16 protein-coding genes and 1 riboswitch are annotated in these 19,616 nt (G+C 70.7%); of the genes, 8 read left to right on the top strand and 8 right to left on the bottom strand.

The genetic code is table 11. The annotated features are described in order from the left end of the window. The 3 genes from ACGF4F_RS33890 to ACGF4F_RS33880 all read left to right on the top strand — a co-directional run. Positions 1-693, top strand: a 693-nt coding sequence (locus ACGF4F_RS33890; RefSeq protein WP_393084104.1) for a zinc ribbon domain-containing protein, incomplete at its 5' end; no start/stop codon positions are given. Between the two features lie 182 nt (positions 694-875). Next, positions 876-1,007, top strand: coding sequence for a hypothetical protein (locus ACGF4F_RS33885; RefSeq protein ID WP_357447428.1), 132 nt, complete (start codon positions 876-878; stop codon positions 1,005-1,007). A 143-nt stretch (positions 1,008-1,150) separates the two neighbouring features. Next, on the top strand, positions 1,151-1,867 hold the full coding sequence (locus ACGF4F_RS33880; protein ID WP_393084101.1) for a YqjF family protein: 717 nt from the start codon (positions 1,151-1,153) through the stop codon (positions 1,865-1,867). A 59-nt stretch (positions 1,868-1,926) separates the two neighbouring features. Here ACGF4F_RS33880 and ACGF4F_RS33875 read toward each other — a convergent pair whose 3' ends face one another. Then, positions 1,927-2,685: an ElyC/SanA/YdcF family protein gene (locus ACGF4F_RS33875; protein ID WP_357447422.1), complete on the bottom strand. Its 759-nt coding sequence runs from the start codon at positions 2,683-2,685 to the stop codon at positions 1,927-1,929. A gap of 70 nt (positions 2,686-2,755) precedes the next feature. Continuing rightward, complete coding sequence (locus tag ACGF4F_RS33870; RefSeq protein ID WP_357447419.1) at positions 2,756-3,094, bottom strand: helix-turn-helix domain-containing protein; 339 nt, start codon at positions 3,092-3,094, stop codon at positions 2,756-2,758. A gap of 96 nt (positions 3,095-3,190) precedes the next feature. Here ACGF4F_RS33870 and ACGF4F_RS33865 point away from each other — a divergent pair, with 96 nt between their 5' ends. After that, the gene (locus ACGF4F_RS33865) at positions 3,191-4,072 is read left to right on the top strand and encodes an NAD(P)-dependent oxidoreductase (RefSeq protein ID WP_393084097.1); all 882 of its coding nucleotides are present in this window, start codon (positions 3,191-3,193) and stop codon (positions 4,070-4,072) included. A gap of 39 nt (positions 4,073-4,111) precedes the next feature. Here ACGF4F_RS33865 and ACGF4F_RS33860 read toward each other — a convergent pair whose 3' ends face one another. Together ACGF4F_RS33860 and ACGF4F_RS33855 are read right to left on the bottom strand one after the other, a co-directional pair. Further along, positions 4,112-4,918 (bottom strand): DivIVA domain-containing protein, encoded by an 807-nt coding sequence (locus ACGF4F_RS33860; RefSeq protein ID WP_357447413.1) that lies wholly within the window; start codon positions 4,916-4,918, stop codon positions 4,112-4,114. Positions 4,919-5,020: 102 nt separating this feature from the next. Further along, positions 5,021-5,239, bottom strand: coding sequence for a hypothetical protein (locus tag ACGF4F_RS33855; RefSeq protein ID WP_357447410.1), 219 nt, complete (start codon positions 5,237-5,239; stop codon positions 5,021-5,023). Between the two features lie 326 nt (positions 5,240-5,565). Between ACGF4F_RS33855 and ACGF4F_RS33850 the strand changes: the two genes are divergently transcribed. After that, positions 5,566-7,968, top strand: a complete 2,403-nt coding sequence (locus ACGF4F_RS33850) for a PEP/pyruvate-binding domain-containing protein (RefSeq protein ID WP_393084093.1) — start codon at positions 5,566-5,568, stop codon at positions 7,966-7,968. 132 nt (positions 7,969-8,100) lie between these two features. Here ACGF4F_RS33850 and ACGF4F_RS33845 read toward each other — a convergent pair whose 3' ends face one another. The 4 genes from ACGF4F_RS33845 to ACGF4F_RS33830 all read right to left on the bottom strand — a co-directional run bounded on the left by ACGF4F_RS33845 (position 8,101) and on the right by ACGF4F_RS33830 (position 14,806). Beyond that, positions 8,101-8,964, bottom strand: coding sequence for an RICIN domain-containing protein (locus ACGF4F_RS33845; protein ID WP_393084090.1), 864 nt, complete (start codon positions 8,962-8,964; stop codon positions 8,101-8,103). A gap of 324 nt (positions 8,965-9,288) precedes the next feature. Further along, positions 9,289-10,665 (bottom strand): FAD-binding oxidoreductase, encoded by a 1,377-nt coding sequence (locus ACGF4F_RS33840; protein WP_357447401.1) that lies wholly within the window; start codon positions 10,663-10,665, stop codon positions 9,289-9,291. A 165-nt stretch (positions 10,666-10,830) separates the two neighbouring features. Then, on the bottom strand, positions 10,831-14,307 hold the full coding sequence (locus ACGF4F_RS33835) for a BREX system ATP-binding domain-containing protein (protein ID WP_393084087.1): 3,477 nt from the start codon (positions 14,305-14,307) through the stop codon (positions 10,831-10,833). A 13-nt stretch (positions 14,308-14,320) separates the two neighbouring features. Continuing rightward, positions 14,321-14,806 (bottom strand): GNAT family N-acetyltransferase, encoded by a 486-nt coding sequence (locus ACGF4F_RS33830; protein ID WP_357447395.1) that lies wholly within the window; start codon positions 14,804-14,806, stop codon positions 14,321-14,323. Positions 14,807-14,984: 178 nt separating this feature from the next. On the opposite strand from ACGF4F_RS33830, the gene ACGF4F_RS33825 reads away from it, so the two are divergent. The 3 genes from ACGF4F_RS33825 (at position 14,985) to ACGF4F_RS33815 (ending at position 19,343) form a co-directional block, all read left to right on the top strand. Then, positions 14,985-15,320: a zinc ribbon domain-containing protein gene (locus tag ACGF4F_RS33825; RefSeq protein ID WP_393084107.1), complete on the top strand. Its 336-nt coding sequence runs from the start codon at positions 14,985-14,987 to the stop codon at positions 15,318-15,320. 238 nt (positions 15,321-15,558) lie between these two features. Next, positions 15,559-15,776, top strand: a riboswitch (cobalamin riboswitch). Between the two features lie 136 nt (positions 15,777-15,912). Continuing rightward, the gene (locus ACGF4F_RS33820) at positions 15,913-18,312 is read left to right on the top strand and encodes a ribonucleoside-diphosphate reductase subunit alpha (protein WP_393084083.1); all 2,400 of its coding nucleotides are present in this window, start codon (positions 15,913-15,915) and stop codon (positions 18,310-18,312) included. A gap of 35 nt (positions 18,313-18,347) precedes the next feature. Then, positions 18,348-19,343: a ribonucleotide-diphosphate reductase subunit beta gene (locus tag ACGF4F_RS33815; RefSeq protein WP_357447431.1), complete on the top strand. Its 996-nt coding sequence runs from the start codon at positions 18,348-18,350 to the stop codon at positions 19,341-19,343. The last annotated feature ends 273 nt before the right edge of the window (positions 19,344-19,616 follow it).

Here is a 19,616-nt window from a genome sequence, read left to right as displayed (position 1 = left end):
CTGTCCCAGCAGGTCCGCGGACAAATCAGCGACCGGATGCGACACCTCGCCGCCGAGCACGGGATCGCCGTGGTCACCGTCCCCGCCCGCAACACGTCCAAGCACTGCCCGCAGTGCCTGGCACCGCTGCAGCACCGTAAAGCCCCCGACCGCCCTACTACATCGGGATGGAAGTGGGCCATCTGCCCCAACACCGGGTGCGGTTGGCAGGGAGACCGGGACCACGGAGCATGGCGGCGTATCGCCGCCCGTGGCCTCACCCACCAGGGCAAAACCGTCACCGACAAGACCAGCGGCGCGATGGTGATCCGCTCGGTCGTCAACGGGCTCGAAGCCGCAGCCGTCGTCACCCCCAGCACCTCCAAGACCAGTCGGAGGGACCGGTCGAAGACCGGCCCCACCCGGCCCCGCACCCCACGCCCCGCGCCCAGGCGACGCAGGGCACCCTCCCCCACCCGGCCCCACGGTCAGGCGGGCAAGCGTCCGGAGGGACACGCACCAACGGACCGGCCGAGGCTGCCCCGCGCAGCCCACCGACACCAGAGCGTGACCACGATCAGCACACCCACCACCACCGGCCACCGGCCACGCGGAGCCGCACTCGGCGCAGGATTCCACCTCCACGCCCACGCGACCCCACCACGGTGGGAAACGATCCCGGAAACCCCATCCGACTCAGGATCGCTAAGCTGATCAGGGACGCTGGTGCCGGACCTCGTACTGGAATCCTACGAGGAACACCACGTCGCGGACGTGCTGGGCTTTGAGCTGAGCATGATGAGCCCCGACGACGACATTTCGAGGCCAAGACGACGGTCCTCATCGAGGCGGTCACCCACCACATCGAGGAAGAAGAAAAGGAGTGGTTCCCGAAGGTGCGGGACGCTGTTCCGCCCCAGCAGTTGCAGGATCTCGGCGCCCGGCTGGCCGCGATGAAGAACAAGGCACCGCGGAAACCGACGGCGCCGCGCGCCCTGAAAAAGGCCATGGACGCCGTGCGGGCCTGAGCCGGCGCTGACCAGGCGATCGCCGTCGGGACGCCGCGGCGCGTCGGCGTTCACGCCAGGCCAAGTCGGCTGCTGCGACGGGGCGGACCGCTCATGCGGGTCCGCCCCGCAGTGCCGTTTCATGATCAGGTGGAGGGAGGCGGATGGAGGCTCCGCCGTCACCGAAGGTGCCCCGGCCGCTGATGTATCACCTGTGGAGCTGGATAACGTTCATCCACTGGCGCTGCCCACCCTCGATGCTGCAGCCGTTGCTGCCGCCCGGGCTGGCGGTGGATACCTTCGACGGATCGGCCTGGGTCGGCTTGACACCGTTCCTCATGCAGGGAGTGCGGACTCCAGCACTACCAGCCGTACCGTGGTTGTCGAGCTTTCCGGAGACCAACGTCCGGACCTACGCCCAGGACCGGCAAGGCCGGCGGGGAATCTGGTTCCTGTCGCTGGACGCGGCCCGCTTGCCCGCGGTCCTCGCGGCCCGAGTCGGCTACCGGTTGCCCTACTACTGGTCGGACATGGCGGTACGGGTGAGCGGCACGCGGGTCGCCTACCGCTGTGCGCGTCGCCAGCCCGGCCCTCGACGGCTGCGATGTGACGCCGACGTGCGGCTGGGCCCACCGCTGCGCGAGGTGGAGCGCGACGAGCTCGCCCACTTCCTGACCGCCCGGTACCGACTGTTCACCGTCATCGCCGGAGGGCTTGCCGCCGCCGAGGTGGAACACCCGGAGTGGCCGCTGCGCCGGGTCGAGTTGCTCCGGCTGGACCAGGACCTGCTGACCGGGGCGGGACTGCCCGCGCCGGCCGGCGAACCGATCCTCCACGCGTCTCTCGGCGTTCCCGTACGCGTGGGCAGGTGGCATCGCTAATCGCCGCTCATCCGCCCTCAACCACCACCGCCTTCTGCGGCCAGAGAGGCGGTGGGCGTCTACTCGTCGAGGGCTTGCTGGAGCACCGGGTCGGGAGCTGAGGACACCGCGGGCGGGCGTGCGGTCACCAGGTCGTAGGCCACCTTCCACGCCGCCGGTACCTCGCGTGCGGCGTTCTTCGCCAGAGTCACTCGCCGGCAGCCGTCACAGCGGGCGGCGACTCCGCTCGCGTCGATGCCGAGGCGCCGGCACAGCGCCACCGCGCGGGGCAGGTGCAGTGACTGGCTGACGAGCAGCGCCCGGCGTACGCCGTAGACGTCATGGGCGCGCTTGCAGGTGTCGTAGCTGTCGAGACCGTACGGATCGCCGACGATGTGCTCGGCGGGCACGCCTGCGGCGACAAGGTACGCCGTCATCGCGGCGATCTCGTCGCCGGAGGCGCCGACGCGGTCGCCGGAAACGAGCACGACGTTCGCCTTGCCGTCCTTGACCAGTTGGGTCGCCACGTCCAGCCGCCCCTTCAGGAACGGCATGGGCTGGGTGCCTCCCGGTGCCAGTTGCGCGCCGAACACGATCACGACCGGCGCCTCGGGCGCCTCGTCGTACGGGTGCAGATGGCCGGCGGAGTTCGCCCGGACCCAGAGCGCCGGCGCAGCGAGGAGCAGGACCAGCCCGGCCCCGACGACGAGGGCCCGCTGGACGAGTCGACGTCGCCGACGGACCGGCCGAGGGCTGGAGTGCCCGGGCGGCTCGGCGGGGCGCGGACCGCCAGCATCGCCGGGTGGGAGCGACGCGGAAGGGTCTGGCGTGACGGTCATTGCCCGATGGTAGGCACCAGCTCAAGCGGAAACGGTCCTGGACGCGTCTTGGCGGCGGGTTGAGCAGCAGTCAAGCGGTCGAGCGCTGGCGTCCCCAGGCGGCCAGCGGCTCGAGTGCGTCGTTGAGGCGCGTGCCGTCCTCGGTCAGCGAGTACTCGACGCGGGGCGGTACCTCGTCGTAGGAGACGCGGTGCACGACGCCGTCCGCTTCCATCTCGCGCAGGTGAGAGGCCAGCACCTTCTCGGTGATCCCCGGAAGCAGTCGACGCAGCTCGCCGAAGCGACGGTAGGGGTGCTCGTGGAGCGCCCAGAGGATCAGCACCTTCCACTTGCCGCCGATCACCTCCATCGCGGTGTCGATCCCGCAGGCGTGTCCATCTGGTGCGCCCGGCCGGTTCAACGTCGCCATGCCCCCACCCTCTGACGTGCTCGCTAACCCCAGGGTAACCACCCACTCCGAAGTGCGTACTTGATCACCTACGGGCCTACGACCAGCCTGATCGGCATGGCACAGAACACTGCTGAGAAGACCTCCGTCACGCTGCTGGGGCTCGGCGCGATGGGCACCGCGCTGGCCCGTACCTGGCTCGCCGCCGGCCACCCGCTCACCGTCTGGAACCGCACCCCGGCCCGTGCCGCGGCGCTCGGCGCCGAGGGTGCGAGGGTCGCGGACAGCGCCGCTGAGGCGGTCGCGGCGAACACCCTGGTCGTCGTTTGTCTGCTGGACGACGCCTCGGTCGACGAGGTGCTGGCTGGCACCGACCTGGCCGACCGGGACCTGGTCAACCTGACCACCAGCACCCCTGCCCAGGCGCGCGCCCGAGCCGAGTGGGCCCGCGAGCGCGGCGCCCGCTACCTGGACGGCGGGATCATGGCGGTTCCTCCGATGATCGGCATCCCGGAAGCCGGCGGCTACGTCTTCTACAGCGGCTCGCAGGAGCTGTTCGAGCGCCACCAGGAGACCCTGGGCGTCCCGGCCGGCACCACCTACGTCGGCAGGGATCCAGGCTTCGCGGCGCTGCACGACGTGGCCCTGCTCAGCGCCATGTACGGGATGTTCGCCGGGGTCGCGCACGCCTTCGCCCTGATCCGCAAGGAGGACATCGACCCGGCGTCGCTCGCCCCGCTGCTCGCGGACTGGCTCATCGCCATGGCCCCGGCAGTTCACCAGACCGCCGAACAGCTGCGCAGCGGCGACTACACCAAGGGCGTGGTCTCCAACCTCGCCATGCAGGTGGCCGGCACGCCGACCTTCCTGAGCGCTGCCGAACAGCAGGGCGTCAGCCCGGAACTGCTCAGCCCGTACTTCGAGCTGATGCGTCGCCGACTGGCCGAGGGCAGCGGCGAGGAGGACCTGACCGGCGTGATCGACCTGCTGCTGCATTGACCGGCCGCTTGCCGCCCCAGCGGCGATCATGCTGGGGCGTCAGGCAGTGCTGGATGGCTGGATGGTGCCGCCAGCCCTCGCGCCGGCCTTGTTGATCGTTGCCATCGCTACGGTTGGCTCGTCCACCGGGGCCACCCGGACGCGGACCGAGCCGGCGGCGCCGGCGTGGCCGGTCCCGGGCGGAGCAGCCGTCACGGGCCCGCCCGCGACCCCCTGAGCTCTCGTCGGCTCGGCGGCGAGACGCTCGAGCGCGCGGGCAAGTTGTTGCCGGCCGTCGTCAAGGTGCCGGGCCACCGCCCGGATCTGCGCGATCATTGTCTCGCCGCCGGTCGGCATCACCTTTCGTGCCGCGTCGTCGCGCTCGACTCCAGCGCCGCGGCGGTTGTGCATCGCCCGCCGCGCCTCCTGCGCAGCGCCGCCGCCCGCCGCTCGTACGGAGTTGTCGTACTGCGCACGGGCGTACTCGGCGACCCGATGTGCGTACTCGTGGGCCTGGGCCATGATCTGCTCGGCCTCCCGTTGGGCCTCGGACAGCAGGTTGACCTCGTTGGCTCGGGGCAAGTCCGCGGCCGCGCCGGCGCTCGGGATCACCCCGTGGCGGTGCAGCTCAAGCTGGCCGGCGAGCCGCTCGTTCTCAGCCCGCAACCGTGCGATCTCGGTAGCAAGCAGGTCAAGCTCGTCGGCGGCCTGGATGCGGAAACGGTCGACCTCGTCCGAGTCGTAGCCCCGACGGGCGAGCGACGGGGTGTTGAACTGCCAGCGCCTCACCCGGTCGGCGGTTGTCCGCACCGCCGGCGGAGCGGGGACCTGAGTTCCGTCGCCAGTTCTGATCGGGGTCTCGCTCATCGGTCACCTCCGGGACCCTCAACTTCTGCCTGCCACTGCTGTCCGGGTGGCATGCCCGGGCGGCTACGGAAGCTGGCCGCCCGGGCATGGCCGGAAGCGGGACTACTTGCCGGTCAGGGCGACCAGCGCGCTGGCGGTGCGGAAGTAGGGGTTGCGGCCGAGGTCGCCGATCGTGACAATGCCGAGCGCCTCCTTGAGCAGCTTGGCACCACCGTCGCTGACTCCGGCAAGGGCGGACACCGGGGCGTCGACCAGCTCGGTGACGCTCCTGTCCTGGTAGGCCTTGTCGACCAGCTTGGTGAGGTCGGCGGTGACGGGCATGAGAACTCCTTCGCTACGCAGCCTGGCATTTCCGGCTACTCGGTCGAACCTGAAGGAATTAGATCATCATTCGCACCGCGCGGTCCACAAGGGACCGCGCAACGTCACTGCCGCCTTCCTCGTTGCCGAACGGGTGGTCGATCTCGTCGGCGAGGTCGCCAGTGTCCGCATCGGATGGCATTGGCCGGAGAACATAGCAAAACGGCCCGGAGCCCCAGGCCAGCTCCCCGCCTCATCGTCCAAGCCAGGGGCGGTCGCTGGCATTGCGACTGCATTGCGAGGTACCGTGGTTTGCGATGCAGTCGTATTGCAAAGAAGGTGGTCCCATGCGTGTGATCCCGCTGTCCGAGGCGTCCGCCGACATGATCGATCTGGTCGGCGGCAAGGCGGCCGGCCTGGGCGAGTTGATCCGCGGGGGCGAGCGTGTGCCGCCGGGGTTCTGCGTCACCACCGAGGCGTACCAGTCGGGCGTCATCCCGCAGGCGGAGATTGTCGACGCGTACGAGCGGCTCGGTGCGGGCCCGGTGGCGGTGCGGTCCAGCGCGACGGCCGAGGACCTGCCGGACGCAAGCTTCGCCGGACAGCAGGACAGCGTCCTCAACGTCACCGGCGCCGCTGAACTGATAGCTGCGATCGCGAAGTGCTGGGGCTCGCTGCACAACGCCCGCGCGGTCGCCTACCGCGACGCCCACCACATCGATCACGACGCGGTCCGGATGGCCGTCGTCGTGCAACGGATGGTCGCCGCCGAGGTGTCGGGGGTGCTGTTCACGGCGAACGCACTGACCGGCTGCCGCACGGAGATGATGGTCGACGCCGCGCCGGGTCCCGGCACGGCGGTGGTGGACGGCCAAGCTGTCGTCGACCACTACCTCCTCAGCGGGTCGGGCCAGATTGGCACCGGTTGCCTGGCAAGGGCCCAACTGGCCGAGCTGCGGGCCGTCGGCGAGCGCCTCCAGCGGCACTTCGGCTGCCCGCAGGACGTGGAGTGGGTGATCGACGAGGACGGGACGATGTGGCTGCTGCAGTCGCGGCCAATCACCACACTCTTCCCCCTCCCTCCGGACACCGACAAACCCCTTCCTCGCGTCTACCTGGAGTTCGGCCACGTCCAGGGCATGCTCCAGCCCGTCACGCCGATGGGCATGTCCACGCTGAAGTCGCTGGTCGCGGCGATGCTCGCCGCGCTCGGCATCAGGGCCGAGATCGTCGACATCGGTGGGCGGCTCTACGGCGACCTGACCGACCTGGCGCGCAGCAGATCCGCCCGCAAACGGCTGGTCAAGCTCATGGCGGTCGACTTCGGACCGCGCGCCCAGGCGGTCATGCAGCAGGTCCTGGCGGACCCGCGGTTCGCTCCCGACAAGGACCGTCCGGAGCGCCGACGCGGGTCGAACGGGGCGTCCCTGTGGGCGGCCGTGCGGCTGATGGTCGGGGTCGTGCGGGCGCTGGCCCGACCCGACGCGGCGCGGACGCGGATGTTCGACGCCGTCGAACAGCTGAAACTCCGGTCGGCTGCGCCCGACGGCCTGCGTACCGCCGCGGAACGGCTGCGCTTCGTGCGGGCCCAGGAGGCGGCGAGCAGCCCAGCTGACATCGTCTCCCCCATCGTGGCCGGCATGCTCGCGGCCGCGCTGCCGGCTCACCTGCTCAAGGGCGTCGTTCGCGAGGAAGAGATCCACGCCGTACTGGGTGGGATGCCCTACAACGTCACCATCGAAATGGATCTCGCGCTGTGGCGGCTCACCCAGCGCGCCGGCGACCACCGACAGTTGCTGCTGCACACGCCGCCCGACGAGTTGGCCGCGCGGTACCGGCAGGGGACGCTCCCGGACATCGGGCTGGCGGCGTTCCTGGACACCTACGGCCACCGCGGCGTCGCCGAGGTCGACCTCGGAGTGCCGCGGTGGAACGAAGACCCCGCGCCGATCTTCACCATGATCGCCAACTACCTACGGGTCACCGATCCGGAACAGGCACCCGACCGGCGCTTCGCACGTGCGGCCGCCACCGCGGAAGCCACCCTCCACGAGCTCGGTGCCCGGGCCCGCCGCCGCAGGCCGGTGCGGGGGCGTCTCGCCGGGTTCCTGCTGCGCCGTGCCCGGGCGTTGGCCGGACTGCGGGAGGCGGGCAAGTTCGCCGGCCTGTACCGGCTGCAGGAGATGCGGCGGCAACTGCTCTCCGTGGGCGTTGACCTGACCGGCAGCGGACTGCTCGATCAGCCCGGCGACATCATGTTCCTGTCCCTCGACGAGGTGCACGACGCCGTGCACCAGAACGTCGACCACCGGCGAACGGTCGCCTCCCGCAGAGCGGTCCACCAGCGGGAGTCGCGCCGCCGGGCCGTACCGGTGGCGCTGCTGTCGGACGGCACCGACCTGGAGGCGGTCCTGCCGGCGCCGGCCACCGCGGATGGCGCGCTGACGGGCGTAGGGGCGGCAGCGGGCCGGGCGACCGGCCCCGCCCGGGTCGTCCACGACCCGGCCACCGCCCACATCGAACCCGGCGACGTCCTGGTCACCGCCACCACTGACCCGGGATGGACCCCACTGTTCCTCACCGCCGGAGCGCTGGTCACCGAAACCGGTGCGGTCATGGCCCACGGCCCCACCGTGGCCCGGGAGTACGGCATCCCCGCCGTCATCTGTGTCCCGGACGCGACCCGGAAAATCTCCACAGGTCAGATCATCACCGTGGACGCCGCAGCCGGAACCGTGACGATCCACTGACCGGTGCCGGTGAAGACTGCCCCGACCAGGCCGAATTCCGGGTCGTTGGCGAGTCCGAGCGCGTTGCCCCGAAGCACGACCGGGGGACATGCCTCGCGGGCAGTCCAGCCGGCGAGGCCTGTCGTCACGCGATCAGTTCCACAGCTGGAAAAGATCGCTGCCGGAGCAGGCCCACTGGAAGATGTTCCCGTTCTGGCCGGCGGTCGATGCGTCGGCGTCCAGGCAGGTCCCGGTGCCGACGTTGTGCAGTCCGGCGTTGGCGTCGCCGTTGGTGTTGAGCTGCCCGCTGCCCGAGAACCACCACCGCTGGTAGGGATCGCCGGTGGTGTTGCAGGCCCACTGGGTGATCGCCCCGCCGTTGCGGATGTCGGACGAGATGGCGTCCAGGCAGGTGCCGGTGCCGACGTTCTGGAGCACCGGGTTGTAGTTGTTCGCGCCGACCACCACGCGCCACTGCTGGTAGCTGTCGCTGCTGTTGCAGGGCCACTGGGCGATCCGCCCGCCGTTGCGGACGTCGGACGAGATGGCGTCCAGGCAGGTACCGGCGCCCCGGCTCTTCAGCTGGAACGAGAACCCGGTGATGGCGTCGCGCGCAGTGTTCAGGTAGTTCCGCCATGCTCCGTTGTTGTAGGTCGACCACGGGGTCCAGTTGCTGCCGTGGTTGGAGATGTTCCACGCCGCGTTGGCGTTGCACTGAACCTGGTAGGCGCAGGCGTCACTGACCTCGGGGTGCCAATAGTTGTTGATCTGCCACAAGCCCCGGTCGATCGAGCCGGGGTTCTGGCCCGTCGCCGACGGGTTGCAGCTCGACTCGGCCATGGCGACCGCCACAGCGACCACGATCTGCCGGACGTTGCCCGCAGACGTGCTGACGTTCGCGGTGTACGAGAAGCCGGCCTTGGCGGCCACCTTGGCACAGACCGTGGCGGCGGCAGAGGCCGCCGCGGCCATCGTGCCCGTGGGCACACCGACCCCCGCGTTCAGCGATGCCGGCACCGGTCGGGCGGTGCCGTCGGCCGAGGCCGGGGCCGGGGCCGCACCTGGCGGAACCATCAACACAGCGGCCAGGGTCACGGCCAACAGTCGCACGGGTCGAATCCGGCCGGCGCTCCGCCGCCACGGGAATCTTCTGCTTACGGGATCGGATCGCACGCATGCCTCCCAAGGACGACGGTTTATCCACCAGGGACCTGCACTGCCCGCTTCGCACTCCTGAACCGAGCAACCACCCCCCCCGACCATGATAGATCGGAGTGCGTCGATGTAGCTATGGCGCGACGGGGTAAGTTCAGGGGTTACGAGACGTGGCAGGGCGGATAGCTAACCGACGAGGCTTCGTACTCCTGAACGGAACATCCCGGCTGGATCGTGAAGATTCTTGATCTCACTGAGCCGACCGGCGTCCGCGCTGGACCAGGGACCGTAGGGACCGTCGGCGGCCTCCAAGGATCCCCGGAAGTTGGCCAAGGCGAGGCCGGGAGCGACGAACGGCTCAAGCGCGTCGAGGACGCTGCCTACGACGGCCGGCACGACCTGCTCGAGCCCGGGCAGCAGCGGTCCGAGTCCCAGCAGCGAGAAGGCCCCGCCGCGGCCGCTCACGGCGTTGGGCACCGCCGCTTGCCGGGCCAGCGCGCCGCCGAGGAGTCGCAGCTCCACCATCGCGAGCGGCACCTCCACGTGGGGGCCGGCCACCGCGATCAGCGCGTCCACCGCCTCGGCCGGCAGATGCCGCAACACGACCCCGGCGTGATGTTCCGGCATCGGGTCAGTGGGGTCGGAGTGGATGGCGTCGACGCCGACGTACGGCATCTCCGCCACCGAGTCGATCAACGCCGGTGCCACCGCCCGCATCGGAGCGAGCATGCGCTCACCTTCCTCGACGCCGCCGAGGTGCGCTATCCGCAGATGGACCACGAACTGCCCGCGTAGCGGCTCGGGCAGCTGCGGCAGGTCGGGCAGGCGCAGCAGGGCGACGGACGTGGTCGTCTGCTCGGACAGGGTCGGGGCCCAGGTCCGGAAGGCGTGCAGTACGTCCGCCGTGGCGCTCGCCGGGTAGAAGATGCCACCGCCGTAGAGGCTGCGGACCGGTACCAGATCGAATTCGATCGCGGTCACCACGCCGAAGCCGATGCGGCCGGCTCCACGCAGGGCCCAGAACAGATCCGGCTCATTCGCCGCGTCGGCCCGCCGGAGCATTCCATCCGCGGTCACCAGCTCGACCGCCCGAACGTGGTCGGCGGCGAATCCGAAGGTGCGGGCCATGACCGGGACACCGCCGCCGAGTGTGTAACCGACCACGCCCACGCCGGAGGACGACCCGTTGAGCGGGGCCAGGCCGTGCTCGGCCGCCGTCTCGATCACGCTCTGCCACCGTACGCCGGCGCCCACTCTGGCCCGCCGGGCGACCGGGTCGACCCGAACCTCGTCGAGTCGCCGCGTGGTGATCAAGATGCCGCCGTCAGTGGCTGCCAGCTGGCCGTGGCCGGTCGACTGCACGGCCACCGCCAGTCCCTGCTCGGCGGCCCAACCTACCGCCGCCGCCACATCACCGGCGTCGGTGGCTCCCACCACGACGTCCGGCCGGTGGACGATGGCCGCGTTGAACCCGGCGATCTCAGTAGTGAAGCCGTCGTCGCCGGGCTGTAGCACGGGTCCGCGGACCCGCCGGGCCAAGGCGACGGTGTCGACCGTACGCACCGGTTGACTCCTCATGGGCAGGGCGCCCACAGGCCGGGCGCCGGATGACCTGACGGTGTCAGCCAGCGCTTGGGTCGGACTTGGCCCACGCATGGACTGGCGTTCAAGCGGGATCCAAGCGACGTGCGGAGACGGAAATGTCGGTACGGGCCGACGCGGCCGAGGTCAGGCAGTGAGCCGCACCGATTGGCTGAGGCTCGCCTGGATGAGGTGCGCCACGCCCAGCCGCCGATGTGCGGCGAGCGCGGCGTGCGCATGCACGCCCGCCTGTTCGGTTCGGCCCAGCCGGTGCGCGAGCTCGGCGAGCGCGTAGTGGTTCGAGCCCCACGTGGCGCCGCCGGAGCCGACGCCGACGAACCGGTCGGCGAACGGGGAGAGGATCTCGTAGAGGCGAGCCGGATCCGGTACGCCGAGCCGAGCGGCGACCAGAGCCCACTGGTACGTCACGATGTCCCAGGACCAGTCGCCGCGGATCGTCCAGCCCCATTTCTCCAGCAGCTTCCCGGCGAGCGCCTCGTCGCCCGATTCGCAGGCGGCCAGCACCGCGGTGGGGCGCAGCAGGATCAGCTCCGGCTCATCGGCCCGAGTGACCAGCTCGTCGAGTAGCTCACCCGGCCGGCCCTGGAAGCGGCGGCTGGTGTAGAGCAGGACCAACCTCATCCACTTCCCGCCCCACATGCTGGTCCGCCGCTGCTCGGCGAAGGCGTCCTCGACCAAGCGTTCAGCCTCGGCCCAGCGCCCGTCCAGGATGGCCCGCCCGCCGGCGGCGTAGGTGATCTGACCAGCGAGCTCGGGCAGGCGGATCTCCGTCAACAGGTGACGGCAGCGCGCCAGGTCGCGGTCGTACCCGGCGAGGTCGCCGGTGGACATCAGCAAGATCATGCGATGCAGCCTGGCTACGATCTCCACCCGTCGAGGCAGCGGGCCGAGCTCGAGCATCTCGTTCACGACGGCCAACCGTCGGTCGTCGCGGTCCGGGACCCTGGCGGCGGCTACCGCGTAGTTGCTGAGGGTACGCGCCCGCAGTTCCACGTCGCCCCACCGGCGGGCAAGCTCGACCGCCTCCTCGGCGAACCGCTCCCCCTCGTCGCGTCGGTCACCGTAGAACAGCTCAACTCCGAGCGTGCCGAGCAGCGCCGCACGACGCACGTGGTCGGTCGGGTCAAGCCGGGCGAGTTGGTCCTCCAGGATCGCCACCATGCGCTCGTCCACCTGCCCGTAAGTCCGCCAGTTCCAGAGCGTCACACCGCCGAAGACCGTGGCCGCATCGATCACCAGCGAGTCGTCACCGAGCCTGGTGCCGAGCGCGACCGCCTCGTTCAACGCGACGCGCGCGCCGACCACATCACCGGCGAGTCGCCTGGCCTTGCCCAGCTGCACCAACAGCTCGCATCGGCAGCTGACCGCGTCCGCGCCCGTAGGGTCGAGCGCGGCCAGGGCGACGGTGAGGAACTCCACCGCCTCGTCATAGGCGAGCTGCGCCTCGGCCAACTCCGCGGCACGCCGGGCGTAACTGACTGCCTTCGCCGAGGCCCCGATCCGGGCGGCGGCGGCGAAGTGGTGGGCGAGCAGCCCGATCGTGGCGAGATCCTCGGCTCGGTGCAGGCCCTCAAGCGCCTCGCCGACCCGCCGGTGCACGCGCGCCCGCTGCAACCGGCTCAGCTCCGCGTAGAGAGCGTCGCGGACCAGGGAGTGGGCGAACCGGTAGTTCCAGCCGTCGGGCACCTCGACCAGCAGGCCGCTCGCGACAGCCGGTTCGAGCAGGCTCAGCACCCGTTCGTAGTCCAGACCGGCGGCATTCTCCAACAGCACCGTGTCGACATCGCGTCCGATGACGGCGGCAGCTCGCAGCAGGGCCTGGGTTTCCTCGGGCATCCGGGCGATCCGCCGGCCGATGACGTCGCGTACGCTCTCCGGCACCGCGGACTCCGCGATCACCTCCTGGTTGGTCCAGCCGCCGGGGTGCTCGCTCGCCAGCAGCCGCAGCAGCTCCCGGAGATAGAACGGGTTCCCGCCGGTCCGCTCGTGCAGCGCGGCGACGACGGCGACGTCGGGCTCCACCGCGCCCGACCGGAGGTAGTCACGCACGTCGGCCGCGGAGAACGGCGGCAGGGTCACCCGCTCCACGCCCCGTTCGTTCGCCAGCGCGCCGAGCATCTCGCGCAGCGGTTGGTCATGATCGCCCGGCGCAGCGCGCATCGTGGCGAGCACCAGTATCGGCAGCCGGCTCAGTCCGCCGGCGAGATGGGTCAGCAGCCGCAGCGAGGCGGCGTCCGCGAGGTGCACATCGTCGATGACCAAGAGCGTCGGCTGCCGCTCCGCCACCGTACGCAGCAGCTCGCCGACAGCCTCATAGAGGTGAAACCGTGCCGCGTCCGGGTCACCTGCCGGCTCCCGCGACTCCGCGACCCCGGTCAGCGCGGCGAGAAGGCGCTCCTGCTCGGGGCTCGGCGGCACCTCGCGCATCAGTTGGATCCACGGCCAGAATGCGGGAGTGGCGCTCCCCTCCACGCACCGGCTCCAGGCGACCGCCATCCCCGCCGCCGTCGCTCGCTCGACCACGCGTTCGGTGAGAAAGGTCTTGCCGACGCCGGCTCCGCCAGCGACGAAGAGCAGCCCGCCCCGGCGCCGGGTCGCGGCCGTGAGGCGGTCGTCGATCGACTCGAGCTGCGGGCCGCGGCCCACCATCGTCGCGGCCGCAGCCGGCTCCGGCGTGGGCACGACGCCCGGTCCATCGGTCGGCCGTGCATCGGCTGCCCCAGCGCCCAGCAGCGGCTCGGAGCGCAGCGCGGGAGGTGCGGCCGGGGTCGCCGCGGGCGTGTCCGCGCGGGGAGTGAGCGCCAGCGCGGGATCCTGCCGCAGGATCGCCCGCTCGAGCGCCTGCAGCTGTGGGCCCGGCGGCAGCCCCAGCTGCTCGTCCAGCATCGCGCGCGCCTCGCGGTACGCCTCCAGTGCTTCGGCCTGGCGGCCGTCCCGGTACAGCGCCACCATGAGCTGGGCCCACGACCGCTCCCGGAACGGGTCCTGCCGCAGCAGCGCCCGGGCCTGCGCGGCTGCCTGCGCGTTCCGCCCCAGGCCGAGTCGGGCTTCGGTGAGATCCTCGGTGGCGTCCTGGCACAGCGCGGTCAGCCGGGTGACCACCGGCATCGCGAAGGCTTCGTCCGCGAACTCGAGCAACGGCTCGCCGCGCCACTGCTCCAGCGCGACGGCCAGCAGCCGTTCCGCTTCCCCGGGCAGGTCCGCGGCGAGCGCGGCCCGACCGGCCTCGACCTGCGTTTCGAACCGCACCGCGTCCACCTGATCCGGCCGCACCGCGAGCAGATAGCCCGGCTCCCGGGTGAGGAGCACGGCGGGCGCGGCGCGTGGCGAACGGCCCGGCTCCAGGATGCGCCGCAGCTGCGAGATGTACGCCTGCAGCGTGCCGGTGGCGCTCGACGGCGCCTCATCCGCCCACAGGCCCGCGATGATGCGGTCCAGCGATACGACCCGTCCCGCCTCCAGCGTCAGCAACGCGAGCACGGCGCGTTGCTTCCGAGTGCCGAGGCGCAGCTCACCGCCGCCCGGGCCGGTGACCGTCAGCGGGCCGAGTACGCGAAAGTCCAGCGCCGCCGCCCAGGGAGCAGCGGGCTCTGCCACGCCCATCCCGCCTCCCCTCTCAGAGCTCGCGCACCCACCACCCGGCCTCCGGGTCATCCTCGCTGGCCGCAAGACCGGCTGGGAATACGGCGGTCGGCTCTACCTGGCAGACCACAAATCCAGCGCCGGCGAGGAGCGCGCGCACCGCTGGCTGGTCGGCGCCCAGGTGAACCCACAGGCGCTGCGCCCCCTCGGCCTGCAGCACCCTGGAGAGCTCGGCGAGCAGGCGCCGGCCAAGCCCACGCCGCCGGAACGGCACCGAAACCGCAAACCGTCCGAGCCACGCCGTCGGATCATTCGGTTGGTGATGGACGACGCACGCGGCGAGCGGCGCCACGGAGGGATCGCTGGAGACGTCCGAGAGGGTGGCGACGCGGAACCCGACCGCCGGCACTTCCGACGCGGGGTCCGACTCGTGCAGCATCCGCAGCGCGGCGGCAGCCTGCTCCGGCCGCACCATGCGCAGGAGCAGCGTGCTGGGCGTGGGGACCTCGTACTGTGCCATGTCGGCACCGTGGCATCCGCGACTTGGACGCGGCTAGTGCGTGTTTCAGAAGTGTCGTAGGTGGCGGGCATGCTGTGGGGTTGTGGGGAGGTTTACCGCGTTCCGGTTCACGGTCGATCCGTCGCCGTCGCAGGTGGTGGTGTTGGCCCGTCATGCGGGGGCGGCTCGGTTCGCGACCATGGCACCCCGCTGGTACCCGTCCACCAAAATGTGCAGCGCCTGCCGCACCATCGGCCCCGCCCCACCCCTGTCCATACGCATCTTCCGCTGCGACGAATGCAGGCACACGGCAGACCGGGACGTCAACGCGGCGGTCAACCTCGCCGTCTGGGCCGAACAACACCACGCCCAGACCCGGGACCCCGAAGCACGAGGCCCGGTCATCAACGCCTCCCGAGGGGACGGCTCTGGCCAGCGCCCACGCGCCGGTGAAACCAGCCCCGATGACGGAGGAACCCCGCCGCCACGAACACCCGCGACGGCAGGGACGCCCGAGAAGGGCGGTGTCTCATGACCCAACGGACTAATGAGACACGCTGTAGGAGGACAACCGTTCGCGCCCGTGCGGCGGCGCCCCGGGCCTGACGATCACACTCGGCGCACCGGCTGCCGCCGTCGGCGACGACTGACACGGCGGCGTCCCATCGGACGGCGAACGGGCCGAACAGCCGAGCCCTGCCGGGCCCGAGGTGAGACGCAGCTGACACGCCGACGCGACATCTGGTGTTGCCCAGGCACCCGCACGGCCATATATGGTGTCTGGCGCAGCTGGTTCGGCCGCCTCTCACGGGACGGCCGAGGCAAGAGGGAACCCGGTGGAAATCCGGGACTGCCCCGCAGCGGTGAGTGGGAACGACCGCCGTCATCAGCACTGGGCCACCGATGGCCTGGGAAGCGACGGCCAGTAGGCGACCGGTTCCGCCGGTTGTGCCCACGAGTCCGAAGACCTGCCAGCGCGTCGCACGCCCCGCACGGGCGTGTGACGGTCCGAGGCCGCGCGGGACGGCCGACGCCCACGGGACACCGCCGATGCCGGCGCGTGTCCCTCGGTGTCTGCACCCCGCGCGCCGAGGCCCATCCGGTCTCGAGCTCGCGAGGAGTGAGTAGTGACAGGCACCAAGGTCCACCCGACCACCGACGGGCTACCAGGCGATATCGCCCTGCCCGGGCAGCGGCGCGTGCAGATGCACGTCCGCAAGCGCAACGGTGACCTCGAACCCGTCGATGTCAACCGGATCGTCCGGGCGGTCGAACGGTGGAGCGCCGACCTCACCGACATCGACCCGCTGCGGGTGGCGACCCGCACCATCAGCGGTTTGTACGACGGGGCGAGCACGGACGAGTTGGACCGGCTGTCCATCCGGACCGCGGCCGAGCTGATCGGCGAGGAGCCGCAGTACTCGCGGCTCGCCGCCCGTCTGCTCGCCGGATACGTCGACAAGGAGGTACGCGGGCAGGACATCGGCTCGTTCAGCCAGGGGATCCGGCGCGGCCACGTCGAAGGGCTGATCGGTGACGACACCGCCGCCTTCGTCGCCGCCCACGCCCGCATCCTCGACGAGGCGGTCGACCCGACGGGCGACCTGCGGTTCGAGTATTTCGGGCTGCGCACCGTCTACGACCGGTACCTGCTGCGGCACCCGACCAGCCGGCTGGTGCTGGAGACGCCGCAGTACTGGCTGCTGCGGGTGGCGTGCGGCCTGTCGCACACGCCGGACGAGGCGATCGGGTTCTACCGGCTGATGTCCAGCCTGGCGTATCTGCCGAGTTCGCCGACGTTGTTCAACTCCGGCACCCGGCACACCCAGATGTCGTCCTGCTACCTGGTGGACTCGCCCCGCGACGAGCTGGACTCCATCTACCAGCGGTACGCGCAGGTGGCCAACCTGTCCAAGTTCGCCGGCGGCATCGGCATCGCGTTCTCCCGGGTCCGCTCCCGCGGGGCGCTGATCCGGGGCACGAACGGACGGTCCAACGGCATCGTGCCGTGGCTGCGGACCCTGGACGCCAGTGTCGCCGCGGTGAACCAGGGCGGCCGGCGCAAGGGTGCCGCCTGCGTCTATCTGGAGCCGTGGCACCCGGACATCGAGGAGTTTCTGCAGCTGCGGGACAACACCGGCGAGGACGCCCGGCGTACGCACAACCTGAACCTGGCGAACTGGATCCCGGACGAGTTCATGCGCCGCGTGGAGGCGGACGGGATGTGGTCGCTGTTCGACCCGGACGAGGTGCCGGAGCTGCCGGACCTGTGGGGTGTGGAGTTCGACGCCGCGTATCGGGCGGCGGAGGCGCAGGGCCGCTGGGTGCGGCAGGTGCCGGCCCGGGAGCTGTACGGGCGGATGATGCGCACCCTCGCGCAGACCGGCAACGGGTGGATGACGTTCAAGGACGCCGCCAACCGGCTCTGCAACCAGACCGCGGAGCCCGGCAACGTGGTGCACCTGTCGAACCTTTGCACCGAGATCATCGAGGTCTCCAGCGACGCCGAGACCGCGGTGTGCAACCTGGGCTCGGTGAATCTCGCCGCCCACCTCACCGGCGACGGCATCGACTGGGAACGGTTGCGCGCCACCGTACGTACCGCGGTGACGTTCCTCGACCGGGTGATCGACATCAACTACTACCCCACCCCGCAGGCGGCGGCGAGCAACCCCCGCTGGCGGCCGGTCGGCCTCGGCATGATGGGCCTGCAGGACGTGTTCTTCGCGCTGCGGCTGCCGTTCGACTCCCCCGCCGCCCGGGAGCTGTCCACCCGGATCAGCGAAGAGCTCTACCTGACCGCCCTGGAGACCTCCGCCGACCTCGCGGAACGGCACGGCCCGCACCCCGCCTTCGCGCAGACCCGGGCGGCACGCGGGCAGCTGCAACCGGACCTGTGGGGCGTCACCGGCAGCCAGACCGCGCGCTGGGACGCCCTGCGGGACCGGGTGGCCGGGCACGGGCTGCGCAACTCACTGCTGGTCGCGATCGCCCCGACCGCCACCATCGCCTCGATCGCCGGCTGCTACGAGTGCATCGAGCCGCAGGTGTCCAACCTGTTCAAACGCGAGACCCTGTCCGGGGAGTTCCTCCAGGTCAACACTGCCCTGGTCGCCGAGCTCAAGGCTCGCGGGCTGTGGACCGAGCAGATCCGGACGGCGATCAAACGTGCCGACGGGTCGGTCCAGGATGTCGCGGAGCTGCCCGCGGAGGTGCGGGAGCTGTTCCGCACCGCGTGGGAGCTGCCGCAACGAGCGCTGATCGACCTAGCCGCCGCCCGCGCACCCTTCATCGACCAGTCCCAGTCGCTGAACCTGTTCCTGGCCACGCCGACCATCGGCAAACTCTCCTCGATGTACCTGTACGCCTGGAAGAGCGGGTTGAAGACGACCTACTACCTGCGGTCCCGACCGGCCACCCGCATCCAGCAGGCCACCGTGTCCGCCGTCGTTCCACCGGTGAGCCTCGATGCGGAGGCGCTGGCCTGCTCGCTGGAGAACCCCGAGGCGTGCGAGGCCTGCCAGTGACCACCCCGACCGACACCACCACGGAGACCACACCGATGCTGCTCGACCCCGGGATGGATCTGAACCTCCGCCCGATGCGCTACCCGCACTTCTTCGACCGCTTCCGCGACGCCATCCGCAACACCTGGACGGTCGAGGAGGTCGACCTGCACGCCGACCTGACCGACCTCGACCGGCTCTCCCCCGCCGAGCGGCACCTGGTCAGCCGGCTCGTCGCGTTCTTCGCCACCGGCGACACGATCGTCGCCAACAACCTCGTGCTGAATCTCTACCAGCACGTCAACAGCCCGGAAGGCCGCCTCTACCTGTCCCGGCAACTGTTCGAGGAGGCGGTGCACGTCCAGTTCTACCTCAACCTCCTCGACACCTACGTACCCGACGAGACCGAACGGACCGCCGCGTTCGCCGCCATCGAGAACATCCCGTCGATCCGGCGCAAGGCCGAGTTCTGCTTCCGGTGGATCGATTCCCTGCAGGACCTACGCGAGCTACGGAGCAAGCAGGACCGGAGGGCGTTCCTGCTCAACCTGATCTGCTTCGCCGCCTGCATCGAGGGCCTGTTCTTCTACGGCGCGTTCGCCTACGTCTACTTCCTGCGCTCCCGCGGCCTGCTGCACGGCCTCGCCTCCGGCACCAACTGGGTGTTCCGCGACGAGTCGATGCACATGGCGTTCGCCTTCGACGTGGTCGACACGGTCCGCCGAGAGGAGCCGGACCTGTTCGATGACGACCTCGCCGACCAGGTCCGGCAGATGCTCGCCGAGGCCGTCGACTGCGAGGCGCAGTTCGCCGAGGACCTGCTCGGCCAGGGCGTGCCCGGCCTGACCCTGGCGGACATGCGCCAGTACCTCCAGCACGTCGCTGACCGGCGGCTCACCCAGCTCGGCATCGCGCCGGTGTACGGGTCGACCAACCCGTTCGCCTTCATGGAGTTGCAGGATGTGCAGGAGCTGTCCAACTTCTTCGAGCGCCGGGTGTCGGCCTATCAGGTCGGGGTGAGCGGGGCGGTCACCTTCGACGACGACTTCTGAGCCAACACCCGCCCCCCGGGGCGGCGGCACAGCCGCCCCGGGGGTGATGGTCAGAGGCATCCGCCGGCCCCGCGCCTGGCGGGATGCCAGCCGAACTCTGGGCCCGATCAGTCCCGGCACAGCGGCACGTCGGGCTCCACGACGGTCCGGTTGACGATGTCCTTCTTGATGAAGTCGGCCTCCTGGGGAATGCCGACCCCCAACACCTGCTCGATCGCCTGACCAACGGCTCCGACAGGCTCACCAACTTGATTAGGAATCGTTAGTGATCGT

Source organism: Micromonospora sp. NPDC047740 (assembly GCF_043204735.1).
Lineage (GTDB): Bacteria > Actinomycetota > Actinomycetes > Mycobacteriales > Micromonosporaceae > Micromonospora.
Note: the sequence above shows the minus strand (reverse complement) of the source record. Positions and strands in the feature narration are given on the sequence as shown.

Coding starts and splice junctions, on each gene's coding strand:
- ACGF4F_RS33880 (WP_393084101.1), top strand. CDS start 1,151: ATGGAGGCTCCGCCGTCACCGAAGGTGCCCCGGCCGCTGATGTATCAC.
- ACGF4F_RS33875 (WP_357447422.1), bottom strand. CDS start 2,685: ATGACCGTCACGCCAGACCCTTCCGCGTCGCTCCCACCCGGCGATGCT.
- ACGF4F_RS33870 (WP_357447419.1), bottom strand. CDS start 3,094: ATGGCGACGTTGAACCGGCCGGGCGCACCAGATGGACACGCCTGCGGG.
- ACGF4F_RS33865 (WP_393084097.1), top strand. CDS start 3,191: ATGGCACAGAACACTGCTGAGAAGACCTCCGTCACGCTGCTGGGGCTC.
- ACGF4F_RS33860 (WP_357447413.1), bottom strand. CDS start 4,918: ATGAGCGAGACCCCGATCAGAACTGGCGACGGAACTCAGGTCCCCGCT.
- ACGF4F_RS33855 (WP_357447410.1), bottom strand. CDS start 5,239: ATGCCCGTCACCGCCGACCTCACCAAGCTGGTCGACAAGGCCTACCAG.
- ACGF4F_RS33850 (WP_393084093.1), top strand. CDS start 5,566: ATGCGTGTGATCCCGCTGTCCGAGGCGTCCGCCGACATGATCGATCTG.
- ACGF4F_RS33835 (WP_393084087.1), bottom strand. CDS start 14,307: ATGGGCGTGGCAGAGCCCGCTGCTCCCTGGGCGGCGGCGCTGGACTTT.
- ACGF4F_RS33830 (WP_357447395.1), bottom strand. CDS start 14,806: ATGGCACAGTACGAGGTCCCCACGCCCAGCACGCTGCTCCTGCGCATG.
- ACGF4F_RS33825 (WP_393084107.1), top strand. CDS start 14,985: ATGGCACCCCGCTGGTACCCGTCCACCAAAATGTGCAGCGCCTGCCGC.
- ACGF4F_RS33815 (WP_357447431.1), top strand. CDS start 18,348: ATGCTGCTCGACCCCGGGATGGATCTGAACCTCCGCCCGATGCGCTAC.